General features: G+C 43.2%; 18 protein-coding genes. 14 read left to right on the forward strand and 4 right to left on the reverse strand.

Annotation, left to right across the window (positions count from 1 at the left end; translation table 11 throughout):
• Positions 1-7: 7 nt before the first annotated feature.
• The 13 genes from THMIRH_RS00690 to ubiA all read left to right on the forward strand — a co-directional run bounded on the left by THMIRH_RS00690 (position 8) and on the right by ubiA (position 10,861).
• Entirely contained in the window at positions 8-874 is an 867-nt protein-coding gene (locus THMIRH_RS00690) for a ParB/RepB/Spo0J family partition protein (protein ID WP_243831458.1), read from the forward strand.
• A 235-nt stretch (positions 875-1,109) separates the two neighbouring features.
• Positions 1,110-1,391 (forward strand): AtpZ/AtpI family protein, encoded by a 282-nt coding sequence (locus tag THMIRH_RS00695; protein ID WP_173289782.1) that lies wholly within the window; start codon positions 1,110-1,112, stop codon positions 1,389-1,391.
• Complete coding sequence (locus THMIRH_RS00700) at positions 1,369-1,734, forward strand: ATP synthase subunit I (protein ID WP_173289784.1); 366 nt, start codon at positions 1,369-1,371, stop codon at positions 1,732-1,734. Before THMIRH_RS00695 ends, THMIRH_RS00700 begins: the two co-directional genes overlap by 23 nt.
• A gap of 11 nt (positions 1,735-1,745) precedes the next feature.
• Positions 1,746-2,600: a F0F1 ATP synthase subunit A gene (gene atpB / locus THMIRH_RS00705; RefSeq protein ID WP_173289786.1), complete on the forward strand. Its 855-nt coding sequence runs from the start codon at positions 1,746-1,748 to the stop codon at positions 2,598-2,600.
• Positions 2,601-2,745: 145 nt separating this feature from the next.
• The gene (gene atpE / locus THMIRH_RS00710; RefSeq protein WP_024852123.1) at positions 2,746-3,030 is read left to right on the forward strand and encodes a F0F1 ATP synthase subunit C; all 285 of its coding nucleotides are present in this window, start codon (positions 2,746-2,748) and stop codon (positions 3,028-3,030) included.
• A gap of 60 nt (positions 3,031-3,090) precedes the next feature.
• Positions 3,091-3,561 carry a F0F1 ATP synthase subunit B gene (locus THMIRH_RS00715; protein WP_173289788.1) on the forward strand — a complete coding sequence of 157 codons (471 nt, stop codon included), beginning with the start codon at positions 3,091-3,093 and terminating at the stop codon, positions 3,559-3,561.
• Positions 3,562-3,572: 11 nt separating this feature from the next.
• Entirely contained in the window at positions 3,573-4,109 is a 537-nt protein-coding gene (locus THMIRH_RS00720; protein ID WP_173289790.1) for a F0F1 ATP synthase subunit delta, read from the forward strand.
• A gap of 15 nt (positions 4,110-4,124) precedes the next feature.
• The gene (gene atpA / locus THMIRH_RS00725; RefSeq protein ID WP_173289792.1) at positions 4,125-5,666 is read left to right on the forward strand and encodes a F0F1 ATP synthase subunit alpha; all 1,542 of its coding nucleotides are present in this window, start codon (positions 4,125-4,127) and stop codon (positions 5,664-5,666) included.
• 15 nt (positions 5,667-5,681) lie between these two features.
• Entirely contained in the window at positions 5,682-6,542 is an 861-nt protein-coding gene (gene atpG, locus THMIRH_RS00730) for a F0F1 ATP synthase subunit gamma (protein WP_173289794.1), read from the forward strand.
• Between the two features lie 28 nt (positions 6,543-6,570).
• Positions 6,571-7,953, forward strand: a complete 1,383-nt coding sequence (gene atpD / locus THMIRH_RS00735) for a F0F1 ATP synthase subunit beta (protein ID WP_173292334.1) — start codon at positions 6,571-6,573, stop codon at positions 7,951-7,953.
• A gap of 6 nt (positions 7,954-7,959) precedes the next feature.
• A complete protein-coding gene (locus THMIRH_RS00740) occupies positions 7,960-8,394 on the forward strand; it encodes a F0F1 ATP synthase subunit epsilon (protein ID WP_173289796.1) in 435 nt (144 codons plus the stop codon).
• A gap of 133 nt (positions 8,395-8,527) precedes the next feature.
• A complete protein-coding gene (glmU, locus tag THMIRH_RS00745; protein WP_173289798.1) occupies positions 8,528-9,898 on the forward strand; it encodes a bifunctional UDP-N-acetylglucosamine diphosphorylase/glucosamine-1-phosphate N-acetyltransferase GlmU in 1,371 nt (456 codons plus the stop codon).
• Positions 9,899-9,958: 60 nt separating this feature from the next.
• Entirely contained in the window at positions 9,959-10,861 is a 903-nt protein-coding gene (gene ubiA, locus THMIRH_RS00750; protein WP_173289800.1) for a 4-hydroxybenzoate octaprenyltransferase, read from the forward strand.
• A gap of 2 nt (positions 10,862-10,863) precedes the next feature.
• Here ubiA and THMIRH_RS00755 read toward each other — a convergent pair whose 3' ends face one another.
• Positions 10,864-11,367 (reverse strand): hypothetical protein, encoded by a 504-nt coding sequence (locus THMIRH_RS00755; RefSeq protein WP_173289802.1) that lies wholly within the window; start codon positions 11,365-11,367, stop codon positions 10,864-10,866.
• 46 nt (positions 11,368-11,413) lie between these two features.
• Here THMIRH_RS00755 and THMIRH_RS00760 point away from each other — a divergent pair, with 46 nt between their 5' ends.
• The gene (locus THMIRH_RS00760) at positions 11,414-12,598 is read left to right on the forward strand and encodes a hypothetical protein (RefSeq protein ID WP_173289805.1); all 1,185 of its coding nucleotides are present in this window, start codon (positions 11,414-11,416) and stop codon (positions 12,596-12,598) included.
• Between the two features lie 126 nt (positions 12,599-12,724).
• Here THMIRH_RS00760 and THMIRH_RS00765 read toward each other — a convergent pair whose 3' ends face one another.
• The 3 genes from THMIRH_RS00765 to recG are packed head-to-tail and all read right to left on the reverse strand — an operon-like array spanning position 12,725 to position 15,736.
• Positions 12,725-13,090, reverse strand: a complete 366-nt coding sequence (locus tag THMIRH_RS00765) for a DMT family protein (RefSeq protein ID WP_425335807.1) — start codon at positions 13,088-13,090, stop codon at positions 12,725-12,727.
• Complete coding sequence (locus tag THMIRH_RS00770) at positions 13,087-13,650, reverse strand: chorismate--pyruvate lyase family protein (RefSeq protein WP_173289807.1); 564 nt, start codon at positions 13,648-13,650, stop codon at positions 13,087-13,089. Before THMIRH_RS00770 ends, THMIRH_RS00765 begins: the two co-directional genes overlap by 4 nt.
• Complete coding sequence (recG, locus tag THMIRH_RS00775) at positions 13,643-15,736, reverse strand: ATP-dependent DNA helicase RecG (RefSeq protein ID WP_243831459.1); 2,094 nt, start codon at positions 15,734-15,736, stop codon at positions 13,643-13,645. The genes THMIRH_RS00770 and recG overlap by 8 nt, the downstream gene beginning before the upstream one ends.
• Positions 15,737-15,750 lie beyond the last annotated feature (14 nt).

Consider the following 15,750-nt stretch of genomic DNA (forward strand, 5'->3'; position numbering starts at 1 on the left):
GTGTAACATGTCGAAAAAACGAGGAATGGGTTTGCGTGGCGTCAATGCATTAATAGGTGGCAAGCAGAAAACAGAAGCCAATGTGTCGGATATGCGCATAGAAAAGATTGCGATAGGTGATCTAGTGCCTGGCATTTACCAGCCGCGTTATAAGTTTGCAGAAGAAGCCTTGAATGAATTGGCGGACTCTATAAAAGTTCAAGGCATTGTACAGCCAATCATTGTGAAATTAGTCGATGGACACTACGAAATTATTGCGGGTGAGCGTCGTTGGCGAGCTGCCAAAATTGCAGGCCTAGAAAAAGTCCCAGTTGTGGTGCGCCAAGCAGACAATCAAGCGACTCTAGCGATGGGCTTGATTGAAAATATGCAGCGTGAAGACCTTAATCCGATTGAAGTTGCGGTGGGGTTAAAGCGACTCATGCAAGAATTTGAATTGACCCAGCAAGAAGTTGCGGACGCTGTTGGGCGTTCGCGTTCTGGTGTCACCAACTTATTGCGCTTGCTAAAGTTACCAGAAATGATTCAAGAATGGTTACATGACGGATTGCTAACGATGGGTCATGCAAGATGCATTATTACTTTTCCACAAGAAATACAATTGGAGTTGGCACAAAAAGCCATTGATCGTAATTGGTCGGTCAGAGAAATTGAGCGTGCGGCTCAAGAAATTTTAACGCCCAGGGTCATTAAGAAAAAGCCATTGAGTGAGGTGCAGCAAAAGTTACTTGATAGACAAACCCATATTTCAGAAAAAATTGGTTCAGCTTGTAAAATCCAACATCGTGATAATGGCAAAGGCCGTTTAGAAATAAATTATTCCTCACTTGAAGATTTGGAAAGAATTTTACAAACCCTGCAATTGGCTCGTTGAATTTTCTTAAGTAATAGAAAGAACTGATTAGTGTCATAAAAAAATAATATTGATTAGCAGAAAATATTAATCACTATATCTAGTAGGTTGAAAATTAAAATAATCTGTATGTAGTGGGTGGTAGAAATATCTTGTAATAAAGCTAGATTTTGGTCGGATAAACCGCTATTATTCACGCCGTTTAACTTGAACGAATATATCGTTGCAAGTATCATTCATGAGGCTCGTCAGCTAGATGACAAATACCGATCACAAGAATACGGGTAAGCAACCACCTCATAAACCTGCATTAAACTTTCTTTTGATTGGTGCGGGCTCTATGTTTACCAGTATGATTGTTGCTGGTTTTTTGGTGGGTTACGCCTTGGATGAGGTATTTGATACTAAACCAATATTTCTACTAAGCTGTGGATTGCTAGGATTTATTGGTGGAATGCAAAAAATTCAAAGACTCTTGAGTAAAATGGATCAACTTGATCCTCCGAAGGCAAAAGATGCAAGTGAAAAATCTGAGTAACACCCTAAAAATACAAGGTATTTTAGGGTTGGTTATGGTTGTCATCTTTGCAACTCAAGGGTCGGTTTGGGCCGCAGTTTACGGACTGTTTATTGGGTTATTTAACGCATTGTTGCTGGGAATAACTTTTAAAAAGGCCAATGAGAAATCTGCTGAAAACCCTAAATCAGGGATTTTGGTTTTATATCTGAGTGCAGTTATTAGATTTATTCTATTGGCTGTGTTGTTTATTTTGGGGCTGCAACTTTTCAAGCTAGATCCCTTGGCTGTCGTGCTTACTTTTGTCGTAATGCAGATTGGTCAAGTTTTTAACTTGAAGGGTAAGCAGCGATTGACTGACTAAGGAGTAGACCCTTGAGTGCTGAAAAAATGGGAACTGTCGAGTATATTCAACATCACTTGACTAACAATACACTCGCTTTAAATGCAGAAGCACAAGAAGCCATCAACAATGGACAAATGACTTTCTGGGCGTTAAACCTAGATACCATAGCCATCAGTTTTTTACTGGGTGCGTTAATTGTTCTTGTTGCGGCGCGTTTAGGTAAACAATTAGAAACTGGCACTCCAGGCGGGTTTCAGAACTTTGTTGAAAGTATTTTAGACTTCGTTTCAACGAATGTTCGTGACGCATTTCCAGGTCACAACCCTTTAATCGCTCCTTTAGCACTAACCATTTTCTTGTGGGTGTGGGTAATGAACTTCATGGACTTAATTCCTGTTGATTTATTACCTTACCTTGCTCAATTGGTAACAGGCGATCCACATTTTCATTTGAAAGTTGTTCCTACAACTGACTTGAATACAACACTTGCAATGGCAACTGCGGTATTTGGTTTAATCTTGTACTACAACATCAAAATCAAAGGGGTTTGGGGCTTCATTAAGATGTTCCTTTTCCACCCATTTGGTAAATTCTTAGTACCTGTAAACATGGTAATGACGCTGATTGAAGAGGTTTCTAAACCTTTATCACTTGCACTGCGTTTGTTCGGAAATATGTTTGCTGGTGAACTTGTATTCTTACTGATCGCTTTGATCGGTGGAACCTTGGCAGTGGGTGCCGCTGCCTTTTTCTGGGCACCTTTGCAAGCTCTGTTAGATCTTGGTTGGTTGATTTTCCACTTGTTGGTTATCACACTCCAAGCTTTCATCTTCATGGTGCTTACAATCGTTTACTTGGGAATGGCTCACGACGAAGGTCACTGAGTTTAACCGCGTAAGCGTTTAAGAATCCGCTAGTCTTTTACTGGTTAGAAGATTAGCAAAAGGTTTAAGCGCACCTACTTCAAGTTTTCAACTTAAGTAAAAAGCTTTTTTTAACTTTAACTTTAACTTTTAAGGAGTAATCTAAATGGAAGCTCAATTTATTGCGGACATTTACGCTGCTACAGCAATCGGTGTTGGTGTTATCTTAGCAGCAGCGGGTCTAGGTTCAGCTATCGGCTGGGGTTTAATCTGTTCTAAGACACTAGAAGGTATCGCACGTCAACCAGAAATGCGTCCTGCTTTAATGACTAACATGTTTATCTTCGCTGGTTTGATGGAATCTTTCCCATTCATCATCTTAGCTTTCGCAATGTGGTTCTTATTTGCTAACCCATTCGTTGGTGCGATGAAAGCAGCTTTAGGCGCTTAATCGAAACTTTATTTAGTTTACCGAAAATAACTATTAATAACGAATGGCGAGGTAACCACCGTGAGTATTAACGCAACGCTTCTCATCCAAATCATTGCTTTCTTGCTGTTGATTTGGTTTGTGAACAAAGTGCTGTGGGGGCCGCTTTCAAAGTTAATGGAAGATCGTCAGAAGAAAATCGCTGACGGACTTTCTGCCGCTGAGAAAGGAAAGCATGAACTTGAATTGGCTGAACAACGCGCTAAAGAAGTGCTAAAAGAAGCCAAAGAACAAGCTCAAAATGTACTAAGTCAAGCTGAAAAGCGTGGTTCTGAAATCGTAGAAGATGCGAAAATCAAAGCCACTGAAGAAGCTGACCGTATCAAAGCTTCCGCCCACGCAGAAATCGAGCAAGAAGTAAGTCGAGCCAGAGAAGAACTCCGTAAAGAAGTTTCTGCTCTCGTTGTATCAGGTGCTGAAAAAATCCTTCATAAAGAAGTGGACGCAACTGCTCATAACGCAATGCTTGAAACCTTAGTTAAAGCAATCTAAGGAATAGCTCTATGGCAGAATTAATGACAATTGCAAGACCGTACGCTGAAGCTGCTTTTGCTTATGCAAAAGAACAGAACAAGCTTACTGAGTGGTCGAGTATGCTAAGCAACCTAGCCGCAATCGCCTCTGATGAAGCGATGGCTGGCATGATTGCGAATCCAGCTTACACTGAACAAAATGTCTTAGACATTTTCACAGGTGTAATGGGAGCAAACTTAACTAAAGAAGGTAAAAACCTTTTAGTAACCATGTCTGAAAATAAAAGATTGGCCGCATTGGCACTGGTTTCTGAAGCTTTTGAAAATTTAAAAGCAATCGAAGAAAACCGTATCAGAGCGACCGTTATTTCAGCGTTCGAAGCTACGGTTGAACAGAAGAACAAATTAAGTGCTGCTTTAAATGCTAAGTTTGATGCTGAAGTCGAAATTAACTATGAAGTAGATGCTTCGTTACTCGCAGGCATAAAGATCAAAGTCGGTGATTGGGCCATTGATGGTTCAGCACTTTCTCAACTTAAAAAACTTGGCGCAGCAATCGCCCAATAATGGAGAGGAACAAACATGCAATTGAATGCCTCTGAAATCAGTCAACTAATCAAAGACCGCATCGCTGGCTTTGATGGTGCTGCAGAGTCTGGCAGTGAAGGAACGGTCGTTAGTATTGCTGACGGTATCGCTCTTATCCACGGCGTGTCAGATGTAATGTATGGTGAGATGGTTCAATTCGACGAGAACACTTTCGGTATGGCTCTTAACTTAGAGCAAGATTCTGTTGGTGTTGTTGTTTTAGGTGAATATGAACACATCTCTGAAGGTGACAAAGTCACTTGTACTGGTCGTATTTTAGAAGTCCCAGTTGGCCCAGAAATGATGGGTCGCGTTGTAGATGCTTTAGGGCGTCCTATCGACGGTAAAGGTCCAATCAACGCTAAGATTACATCACCTATCGAGCGTATCGCTCCTGGTGTTATTGATCGTAAGTCAGTTGATCAGCCTATGATGACTGGTATTAAGTCAATCGATTCTATGATTCCTGTTGGCCGTGGTCAGCGCGAATTAATTATCGGTGACCGTCAAACTGGTAAAACAGCAATCGCTATTGATGCCATCATTTCGCAGAAAAACACAGGTGTTAAATGTGTTTATGTAGCGATGGGTCAAAAAGCATCTACCGTTAATAACGTAGCTCGTAAATTAGAAGAATACGGTGCAATGGATAACACAGTTATCGTTGCTGCAAACGCTTCTGATCCAGCTGCTTTACAATACCTAGCTGCTTATGCAGGTTGTGCGATGGGTGAATACTATCGTGACCGTGGTGAAGACGCATTGATTATTTATGATGATTTGACAAAGCAAGCTCAAGCTTACCGTCAGATTTCATTATTACTTCGTCGTCCTCCAGGGCGTGAAGCTTTCCCTGGTGATGTTTTCTATCTACATTCTCGTTTACTTGAGCGTGCTGCTCGTGTTAATGCTGATTATGTTGAAAGATTTACAAACGGTGAAGTCAAAGGTAAGACAGGTTCATTAACCGCTCTTCCGATTATTGAAACACAAGCAGGTGACGTATCTGCATTCGTACCAACTAACGTAATCTCGATTACTGATGGTCAGATCTTCCTTGAAACGGGTTTATTCACTCAAGGTATCCGTCCTGCAGTTAACGCTGGTTTGTCTGTATCACGTGTTGGTGGTGCTGCTCAAACTAAAGCGATTAAGAAATTAGGTGGTGGTATTCGTTTAGACTTAGCACAATACCGTGAATTAGCGGCATTTGCTCAGTTTGCATCAGACTTAGATGCAGCAACTAAAGCACAGTTAGAGCGCGGTAAGCGTGTAACTGAATTAATGAAGCAGAAGCAATTCTCTCCATTAACTATTGCTGAAATGGCTATCTCTTTGTTCGCTGCAAACGAAGGTCACCTAGACGATATCGAAGTGGATAAGGTATTACCTTTTGAAGCTGCTTTGCATGCTTACCTAAACTCACAACACGCTGACTTAGCCGCCAAGATCAATGAGAAAGGCGACTGGAATGATGACATTATTGCAGGTGTAAAAGCTTGTATCGCTTCATTCAAAGCAAACGGCGTTTACTAAGATAAGGGGTAGGCCATGGCAGGCGGTAGTAAAGAAATACGGGCCAAAATTGCGTCCGTAACCAATACCAAAAAGATCACCAAAGCCATGGAAATGGTTGCGGCTTCTAAAATGCGTAAAGCGCAAGCTCGCATGGAAGCGACGCAACCATACGTCGAAAAAGTGAAGAGAGTCATTGGACATGTTGCCAGTGCTCATCCAGAGTATAAGCATCCTTATACAATGGTGAGTGACAAGGTTAAGCGTGTTGGTTTAATAATGATCTCTTCTGATCGAGGTCTATGTGGTGGTTTAAACTCAAACTTATTCCGTAAAGCTTTACCTATGCTTAAAGCATGGAAAGAGCAAGGCGTTGAGGTTGAGCTTGCTTTAGTTGGTAATAAGGCACAGGCATTTTTCCGTAGCTACGGTGGAAATGTGGTTGCTTCTGTTACTGATTTAGGCGATGCACCTCACATTGAGGATTTAGTCGGTACGATCAAGGTTATCTTAGATAAGTTTGAATCAGGGGCTTTGCAAGAAGTTTATTTAGCTTCTAACGAATTCGTTAACACGATGGCACAAAACCCAACCGTTGAAAAAGTAATTCCTCTAGTCGCTGAAGCATCAGATAAAACTCATTGGGACTACCTATATGAGCCTGATGCAAAAACTGCGTTAGATTTATTGATGCGTCGTTATGTAGAAAGCATGGTTTATGGCGCGGTTGTTGAAAATGCTGCATGTGAGCAAGGCGCTCGTATGATGGCAATGAAGAATGCAACCGATAACGCAGGTGAAATGATTAGCGAACTTAAGTTGTCATACAACAAAGCTCGTCAAGCCGCGATCACAGCTGAATTGTCTGAGATTGTTGCTGGTTCAGCTGCTGTATAAGTTTGAAGTTTTCAATAAAAGGTTAAAGATTATGAGTGGAAAAATAGTACAAATTATCGGCCCGGTTATCGACGTCGAATTTAAAGGTGCTGCTTTACCAAAAATCTATGACGCGTTAACTGTTGATGCTTTGGGATTAACTCTTGAAGTACAACAACAAATCGGTGATAACCAAGTTCGCGCAATCGCGATGGGTTCTTCAGACGGTTTAAAGCGTGGCATGGCTGTTACAAATACAGGCGCAGCGATCTCTGTTCCTGTTGGTAAGGCAACTCTTGGCCGTATTTTCGATGTATTGGGTAACCCAATCGACAATGCTGGTCCAGTAGAAGCAGAAGCTAAGATGGTTATTCACCGTGCAGCACCTAAGTTCGATGAACTTGCGGCTTCACAAGAATTACTAGAAACTGGCGTTAAAGTTATCGACCTAATTTGCCCATTCGCTAAGGGTGGTAAAGTTGGTTTGTTCGGTGGTGCTGGTGTTGGTAAGACCGTTAACATGATGGAATTGATCCGTAACATCGCGATTGAACACTCAGGTTACTCAGTATTTGCTGGTGTAGGTGAGCGTACTCGTGAAGGTAACGACTTCTATTATGAAATGGAAGAAGGTGGCGTACTGGATAAAGTTGCGTTGGTATATGGTCAGATGAATGAGCCACCAGGAAACCGTTTACGCGTTGCCTTGACTGGTTTAACCATGGCTGAATACTTCCGTGATGAAGGTCGTGACATTCTGTTCTTCGTAGATAACATTTACCGTTATACCTTGGCTGGTACAGAAGTATCTGCCTTGTTAGGTCGTATGCCTTCTGCGGTAGGTTACCAACCTACTTTGGCTCAAGAAATGGGTCAAGTACAAGAGCGTATCACTTCTACTAAGACAGGTTCTATCACATCTATCCAAGCAGTATATGTTCCTGCGGATGACTTGACTGACCCTGCACCTGCAACCACATTTGCTCACTTAGACGCGACTGTTGTATTGAACCGTTCTATTGCTGAAACAGGTATTTACCCAGCAATCGATCCATTAGATTCAACTTCTCGTCAGCTAGACCCACAAGTTGTTGGTCAAGAGCATTATGATGTTGCTCGTGGTGTTCAAAAAACATTACAGCGTTATAAAGAGTTGAAAGACATCATCGCCATCTTAGGTATGGATGAGTTGTCTGAAGAAGACCGTTCATTAGTTGCGCGTGCGCGTAAAATGCAGCGTTTCTTCTCTCAACCTTACTTCGTTGCTAAAGTATTCACTGGTGAAGATGGGCGTTATGTTCCACTAAAAGAAACCATCCGTGGTTTCAAAATGATCCTAAGTGGTGAAATGGACGATACACCTGAACAAGCATTTATGTTTGCGGGTGACATTGACGAAGTTTTAGAGAAATCTAAAAAATATAAAGGGTAATACATCATGGCAGTCTCAATGCAAGTCGATATTGTAAGTGCAGAAGGATTACTGTTTTCAGGTAAGGCTGGAATGGTATTTGCACAGGCTGCCAATGGTGAAGTAGGTATCCTACCTCACCATACCCAGTTCTTAAGCCAGTTAAAGCCTGGTCAAGTTCGTGTTGTGAGCGGTGATGAAGAAGATAACTTCTACATCAGTGGTGGCATCATCGAAATTCAACCTTCGGTTGTGACTATCCTTGCGGATACAGCAATTCGTGCGGAAGACCTTGATCATGCGGCGGCTGAAGAATCAAAACGCCGTGCTGAAGAAGCCATGTCACAAGCAAAATCAGATACTGATATTGCGCGTGCTCAGGTTGAATTGGCCGAAGCGGTTGCACAGATTCAAACGATTACAAAAATGCGTGATCGTTTACATAAAACTGGGTTGGCTTAATTTTAAGATAACCTTTGAAGAAAAGCGCCTTAGGGCGCTTTTTTTTTAACTCAAGCATCGCAGACGATTTTGTAAAAACTTATAATGTTGAGTAATTTTTTACAAAGTCGTTTAAAGAATAGGGGATTAAAACATGGCTCTAAAAGTCGTTATTTTGGCAGCAGGCAAGGGGACGAGAATGCGTTCTAATATCCCAAAAGTTTTACAACCCCTGGCACAAAGACCCTTATTACAACATGTGGTCAATACCGCAAAACAACTGGATGCTGAAACCATTATCACTGTGATTGGCCATGGAGCCGATCAGGTTGAGCAGGTCATGCAAGGCCAAAATCTGGTGTATGCTTATCAACTGGAACAAAAAGGTACCGGCCATGCGGTTCAACAAGCCATTCCATTTTTTGGCGATGAAGATACCGTTTTAATTTTATATGGTGATGTACCCTTAACCGCTATGTCAACTTTAGAAGATTTGCTGTCCTTGGTCGATGACCAACATCCTTTAGCTTTGTTGACGATCAACTTGGATAATCCGCAAGGTTACGGGCGAATTGTTCGTAATACTCATCATGCGGTACAAGCCATTGTCGAACAAAAAGATGCTTCAGTGAGTCAGTTACAAATAACCGAAGTGAATACGGGAATGATGGCGGTCAAAGGCGCTCACTTGCGCCAGTGGCTTGGCCAACTTTCTGCTAATAATGCACAGGGTGAATATTATTTAACCGATATTATAGCTGCCTGTGTTAATGACGGCTTTGAAGTCCACACCACACAACCGCAAGCTGAAATTGAAGTCTTAGGTGTTAACAATAAACAACAACTCCAGGACTTGGAGCGCCAATTTCAACGACAATTAGCGGATAATTTAATGCAGCAAGGTGTCACGCTGATAGATGCCAATCGAATTGATATTCGTGGGGAGCTGAAAGCGGGTATGGATGTCTCGATTGATGTTAATTGTGTATTCGAAGGCAAAGTTGAACTCGGCGATGGCGTTACGATAGGCGCCAATTGTGTTATTAAAAATGCCAAGCTGGCTTCAGGGGTTATCATCTATCCCTTCTCGCATCTTGAGGATGTCGTCATGGGTGAAAACGCCAGCGCAGGGCCTTATGCGCGTTTGCGTCCAGGCACAGATTTGGGCGCTGATGTTAAGATTGGGAATTTCGTAGAAACCAAAAATGCCAAAATCGCTCAGGGTTCAAAAGTGAGTCATTTAAGTTATATTGGCGATACGGTTATGGGGCAGGATTGTAATATTGGTGCCGGTACAATTACCTGTAACTACGATGGTGTTAATAAGCATCTCACCCAAATTGGAGATCGCGTATTTGTGGGGTCGGACACGCAATTGGTTGCACCCGTTGTGGTGGGAGACGATGCAACCATCGGTGCGGGTTCAACCATTACCAAAGCCGTGCCTGCTGCTGAGTTAACCTTGTCGCGCTCTAAACAATTGACCATATCGGGCTGGCAAAAGCCGGTAAAAAAAGCAAAATAACCCCAAAACGGAGCTAAAAATAACCAGGCCTGGTTAAATTAAGGCCGGTTTTATCGATTTATGAACCCTACTAACACAACGCCTCTGTCATTCAAACAAACGCTATGGGCTTATATTCAGCTAATGCGTTTGAATCGTCCTGTCGGTATTTATTTAGTCCTTTGGCCAGCACTTTGGGCGCTTTGGTTGGGGGCAGGCGGTTTTCCTGGGTGGTTGATCTTGAGTGTTTTTGTGTCGGGCGCTGTATTAATGCGCTCGGCAGGTTGCGTGATTAACGACTATGCTGATCGCCATTTTGATGGTCATGTCGCTCGAACCTGCCAAAGACCGATTGCGGCAGGGTTAATTAAGCCCAAATCTGCATTGGTGTTTTTTTTGATTTTATGTCTGATCGCTTTTGGATTAGTTCTATTGCTAAACCCTTTAACCATCAGTCTTTCTTTGGGCGCTGTTTTACTTGCCGCACTTTATCCGTTTATGAAGCGTTTTACCTATTGGCCACAAGCATTTTTAGGTGCCGCTTTTGCATGGGCGGTTCCCATGGGGTTTGCGGCAACTGCCAATGCAGTTCCCTGGCAGGCATGGCCAATTTTTATCATTACACTGATTTGGGCGCTGATTTATGACACGGCTTATGCCATCGGTGATAAAGAAGATGATTTAAAAATTGGCGTTAAATCAACCGCCATTTTATTTGGTGAGCGCGTGCAAGCCGTCATTGGCGTTTTCCAAATACTGATGTTATTGGGTCTGATTTGGATAGGTCATTTATTTGCATTAGGTTGGGTCTATCACTTGAGTTTAGGTGCAGTGGCAGGATTATTTTTATACCACCAAAAGCTATTAGGCTTAAACCAACCGTCTATGGCTTTTAAAGCCTTTCTTAATAATCATTGGGTTGGTTTTGTTGTTTTGCTTGGCATAGCGTTTGATCAGAACTTGCAATCACTGGGCGTGAACTAGCGCTACTGTAAGGTGACTTGCTCTGGCAGTTGTAAGATGGGGTCCAAGACCAATTGCCAATCCGCTTTAAGGATAGCCTGTTGCAAAATTTTACTTAAGGCACCAGTCAGTTCCGGTCTATAAGACAATGCTATGCCTTTGCCTTGATCAGGTTCAAGCACAATTTGAGGATTGTCACCCTCCAAATCTTTAAAGGTCATCTTTGCTAGCAATATAGGCACTTCTCCTAACGGTTTTTCAACTGTTTCGGGTTCTTGATAAGGGCTGTCAAAGTTGCCCTCTTGTTGCATTTTTTGACTGCTCATTTGAGCCATTGCATGTTGCTTGGCGGGCAAAAGGGGGGCGCCTGTTTTAGGGTGTTGGCCTTGCAGCGCAGGGATCAGTAATTGTGTATAACGACGCGTTAACCAGGCTTGCAAACTTTGATCGCCGGTGTGCAAACGCAACAAAATGCGGTCTTCAATAGGGTCGAAACTGGCTTGAATTTGTTGAATACTACTGGGCATATAAATCTGACTTCTTAATAAGATTGCCTTATTATAAGGCTTTAAGATGTTTTCGATAGACTACTCGATGAAATATCCACTTTCCATTGTTACCGTTTTGCTGATTCTGTTAACCCTAAGCACAAAATTGTCTGCGGAACCCTTGCCCGACATTAAACTTGAAGCAGGGGATATCCTAAGCAATGAAGAAGGGATGGAATTACTCCCTTTAATTCCCTTTCAAAGAACTTCTATCCCTAAAGACCAAATTCAACAAGATTTTTGGGGGCGTGACAGCAAAAAAGCTTATTACTTACAAGGCTCAGAAAATAACATAGATGGTGCCGCTAAAATGGTCACAGAGTTGTTAGAAACCTTAGAGCCTTACCAACAAAGTTTGGGTACGCGCGTCAATCTGCTCGGTCAAGTGGTTGATGAATGGTTGGGCGGCGGAGAACATTTTCAACGCACACGCAGTAATCGGCTAGAAGTGAGTTTTCCATTAACTTATGGATTTTATAACAACCAGTTCAGCTTTAATCCGCTAGTTCAAGCCAAGTTTTATTTTCCCAATACCAATCGGCGCTGGAGTTTAATGGTTGAAAGTGCGCAAAATAAAATAACCACCAATAGCGCAATCACACAAACCCAAGCCACGCCCAATTTGAAAGAAGACCAAGATTTTAATATTACTTTGCAAAAAGTGGTACTCGACAATCAATACTTTACGGTGCGTACCGATTTAGGGGGCTCTTTTAGCGGGCTAGAGCCAGATCCTTTAGCAGGTGTTCGTCTTGAGTATTTATTGCCCACTTCAGACATTCATCAAAATACCCTTGTCCATAAAGCCTATTGGCAGCGTTTAAAAGGCAATGTGTTTGACACGCTTTATCGGCACGATTGGTTATTGGATTCAAAGCATTTAGTCAGAAGCGACAGCCAAGCCATTTGGTGGCATTCAGATCAATACTGGGATTTATTTCAAACATTTGCTTTGTATCAAAACATTAATCATCATCGCAACTTTGCCTACACGCTGCGCAGCGACTGGCAAACACAAAAGGGTCATTTACAACATTTAAGTTATGGCGCAGGTTGGGGATGGCGTGAAGATATTTATCAAAAATGGGTGTATGCGTCCCTCAACCCCTACTTGAATTGGCGACATGATTTCGTCACCGACCGCTATGTGTCCGAACCCAGTATTACCCTCAGTTTAGAAGTGCATTTTTTTCAGGATTCAGTGGATTAAACTGGTTACAACGAGGTCAAATGTTTTGGCGTGAGATGTCGGTCACAAATCAAGTAAAAGGCGGGCTAAAGCCTGCGCCCCCAAAAACTTAAGTCTCAAGGGGCGAAGCCAAAGAGCTAGCAAAGGTTAAAGTTTGTCACGAAACATAAAATAAACTGCGCCCAATAAGCAGAGTGCGGCCCACACAAAGTCCATTTTTAAAGGTTCTTTTAAGTACCAAATGGCAAAGGGCACAAAAACCGACAAAGCGATCACTTCTTGCAAAATTTTAAGCTGAGCAATTGAGAGTTCTTGATAGCCTATGCGGTTGGCAGGCACTTGCAACAAGTATTCAAACAACGCAATACCCCAACTGATGAGGGCGGCAATGATCCAAGGTTTATTGTTTAACTCTTTTAGGTGCGCATACCAAGCAAAGGTCATAAACACATTACTTAAAGTGAGCAAAAAAATGGTTATCGCCACAGGTGGCAGGTGATTAAAAAATGTCATACGGCAAGCTGCAAAAAGACTTCAGTTAATAATAAAGTGGCATGGGCTTTGGTAAATTTGGATTGTCTTGCCCAGTAACTGCGCTTTTGAAAATTTTCGCGCCCTAACAGGGTTCCGCATTTGGAAGGGCATAACACTTGGTTGCTTTTAAGCCAAGAAAACGCGGTGCGATGAATTTTTTTGGACTTAAACAGCACTTCTCCCAAAGGCTGGTTTCCTAAGCGTTTGATGGCAAACCAAGGGTTTCCCGATTGCATTTGGGGAATGACGGTTCGGGCATAAATGATGGGCGTTGTATCGCAAGTTAATAATACACACCTTACCCAAACGGTTTCGCCCGTTCGACAATGCAATTGCGCAGACTCACTCGGCAGTGGCAGGGCTTGACCTTCAAATAAGACTTCAACTTTCATCTGTGGGCAAAATTGGCGAATTTTAGCTGTGAGGGATTGGGTGTTTAAAACCCAATCTTGTGCGCTTAAATGTGGGCGATGTCGTCCCCAAAGTTTGGCCGGTTTCCAATGCTGGATAAGAGGGCGTTGCTGAGTTGATTTAGGCATGCTTGTATTCCACTTTATGTCCAACCCAGCGTTCTTGTAGTCGAGTCATCAAATCGGGATGACTGGTAGCAAGGTCTTCGGCGTGGTGTTTGACCAAAGCAATCCAATGTTGGTCGCGCATTAAATCGGCCATTCTAAACTGTAAACCGCCGGTTTGGCGCGTACCTAAAATTTCCCCAGGTCCGCGAATGCGTAAGTCCTCCTCAGCAATTCTAAAGCCATCTGTGGTTTCACGCATGATATTGAGCCGTGCTTTGCCGGTTTCAGACAAGGGTGCTTGATAGAGAAGAACACAATGGCTTTGTTTGTCGCCACGCCCCACACGCCCACGCAATTGATGTAATTGCGCTAACCCCAAACGCTCGGCATTTTCGATAATCATTAAGCTGGCATTGGGCACATTTACCCCCACTTCAATCACCGTGGTGGCCACCAATAAATCCAGTTGATGCGCTTTAAAAGCATTCATGACTAACGCCTTTTCTTCGCCTTTTAAGCGCCCATGAATCAAGCCAATGCGCAAGTCAGGATAATAATCACTAAATTGTGTGGCGGTCACTTCGGCAGCTTGCGCATGCAGCAATTCAGATTCTTCAATCAACGGGCAAACCCAATAGGCTTGTACGCCGTCTTTGCATTTTTGATAGAGATGTTCCATCACTTCAAGGCGCTTTTGATTGCTCAATACAGCCGTGTCGATGGGTTTACGCCCGGGGGGTAATTCGTCAATCACCGATAAATCCAAGTCGCCATAAGCGGTCATCGCAAGGGTTCTGGGAATCGGCGTTGCCGTCATGATAAGCTGATGGCTGTGAACATCTTCCGTTTTGCCCTTTTCGTGGAGTGCTAGGCGTTGATGCACGCCAAAGCGATGTTGCTCATCGATAATCACTAGGCCTAGTTTTTGGAACTCCACGGCATCTTGAAAGAGCGCATGAGTCCCCACCACCACCTTAGCTTCGCCACTGACCACTTGCGCCAGCATAAAGCGTTTTTCGGCGGCTTTCATCCGACCATTTAACCAAGCAACCGGGATTCCCAAGGGTTCTAACCATTCACAAAATGCATTGCGATGTTGTTCGGCTAAGATTTCGGTGGGCGCCATAATCGCCACTTGATAACCGGCATCGGCCGCTTGAATGGCTGCTAAAGCGGCTATGACCGTTTTGCCCGAGCCGACATCACCTTGTACCAAGCGTTGCATTGGATAGGGTTTTTTAAGGTCTTGTTGAATTTCGTGTAGAACCCTCAATTGTGCGCCGGTTAATGAAAATGGCAGCGAAGCTAATAGGGCATTTACCGTTTGGCTTGGGGGAAAGTTGGGTGCTTGGCGTTGTTGTTCGGCTTGGCGCAGGGTTTGTAAGCCCAATTGGTGGGTCAGTAATTCTTCAAAAATCAGGCGTTGTTGCACCGGGTGCTCGAAGTGTTTGATTTGTAACAAATCATCAGAGGGTTGAGGCTGATGAAGGGTGCGCAAACTTTGGTTAATGCCAGGTAAATGGAGTTCTTGGCACAGTTGACTTGGCAAGGCTTCGGTGAGCGGATATTGTTCTAACAAGGCTAAGGCTTGTTTGATCAGTTTTAACAAGCTGGCTTGCCCCAAGCCTTCGGTGGTCGGATAGATGGGGGTAAGGGTATCCTCTAATTCTGGGCTTTGCCCCTTGGCAAAGAGTTGATAGGTAGGATGCACCATTTCAAAACCGGTTGGGCCAGAGCGCACTTCGCCATAGACTCGCATTGTTAATCCGCGTTTGAATTGCTGCGCTTGGCGAAATCCAAAATGAAAAAACCGACAAGTGAGTGATTGACCTTCTTCAGAAATCAGTTTAACCAGTAAGCTAGGATTGCGACTTTGCGTCATATGTTGGCTGATGATTTCGCCTTCTAATTGGGCTTCGTCGCCCAAGATAATTTGGCTAAAGGGGGTTAATTTGGTTTTGTCTTGATAGCGCAATGGTAAATGAAACAACAAATCTTGCACGGTCACTAGCCCTAATTTATGGTATTTTTCAACCAGTTTTGGGCCGATGCCTTTGAGCGATGTGAGGGTCATTTGTGCCAGCATGATGCTTGTGTCTTTAGCCATAAAGCACACATTTT

It is taken from the genome of Thiosulfativibrio zosterae, assembly GCF_011398155.1.
GTDB lineage: Bacteria > Pseudomonadota > Gammaproteobacteria > Thiomicrospirales > Thiomicrospiraceae > Thiosulfativibrio > Thiosulfativibrio zosterae.

Bases quoted from the DNA above. Each gene is read 5' to 3' on its own strand.
- THMIRH_RS00720 (WP_173289790.1), top strand. From the start codon at position 3,573: ATGGCAGAATTAATGACAATTGCAAGACCGTACGCTGAAGCTGCTTTT.
- atpE (WP_024852123.1), top strand. From the start codon at position 2,746: ATGGAAGCTCAATTTATTGCGGACATTTACGCTGCTACAGCAATCGGT.
- ubiA (WP_173289800.1), top strand. From the start codon at position 9,959: ATGAACCCTACTAACACAACGCCTCTGTCATTCAAACAAACGCTATGG.
- recG (WP_243831459.1), bottom strand. From the start codon at position 15,736: ATGGCTAAAGACACAAGCATCATGCTGGCACAAATGACCCTCACATCG.
- THMIRH_RS00755 (WP_173289802.1), bottom strand. From the start codon at position 11,367: ATGCCCAGTAGTATTCAACAAATTCAAGCCAGTTTCGACCCTATTGAA.
- THMIRH_RS00770 (WP_173289807.1), bottom strand. From the start codon at position 13,650: ATGCCTAAATCAACTCAGCAACGCCCTCTTATCCAGCATTGGAAACCG.
- THMIRH_RS00760 (WP_173289805.1), top strand. From the start codon at position 11,414: ATGTTTTCGATAGACTACTCGATGAAATATCCACTTTCCATTGTTACC.
- glmU (WP_173289798.1), top strand. From the start codon at position 8,528: ATGGCTCTAAAAGTCGTTATTTTGGCAGCAGGCAAGGGGACGAGAATG.
- THMIRH_RS00700 (WP_173289784.1), top strand. From the start codon at position 1,369: ATGCAAGTGAAAAATCTGAGTAACACCCTAAAAATACAAGGTATTTTA.
- atpA (WP_173289792.1), top strand. From the start codon at position 4,125: ATGCAATTGAATGCCTCTGAAATCAGTCAACTAATCAAAGACCGCATC.
- THMIRH_RS00695 (WP_173289782.1), top strand. From the start codon at position 1,110: ATGACAAATACCGATCACAAGAATACGGGTAAGCAACCACCTCATAAA.
- THMIRH_RS00690 (WP_243831458.1), top strand. From the start codon at position 8: ATGTCGAAAAAACGAGGAATGGGTTTGCGTGGCGTCAATGCATTAATA.
- THMIRH_RS00765 (WP_425335807.1), bottom strand. From the start codon at position 13,090: ATGACATTTTTTAATCACCTGCCACCTGTGGCGATAACCATTTTTTTG.
- THMIRH_RS00740 (WP_173289796.1), top strand. From the start codon at position 7,960: ATGGCAGTCTCAATGCAAGTCGATATTGTAAGTGCAGAAGGATTACTG.
- atpG (WP_173289794.1), top strand. From the start codon at position 5,682: ATGGCAGGCGGTAGTAAAGAAATACGGGCCAAAATTGCGTCCGTAACC.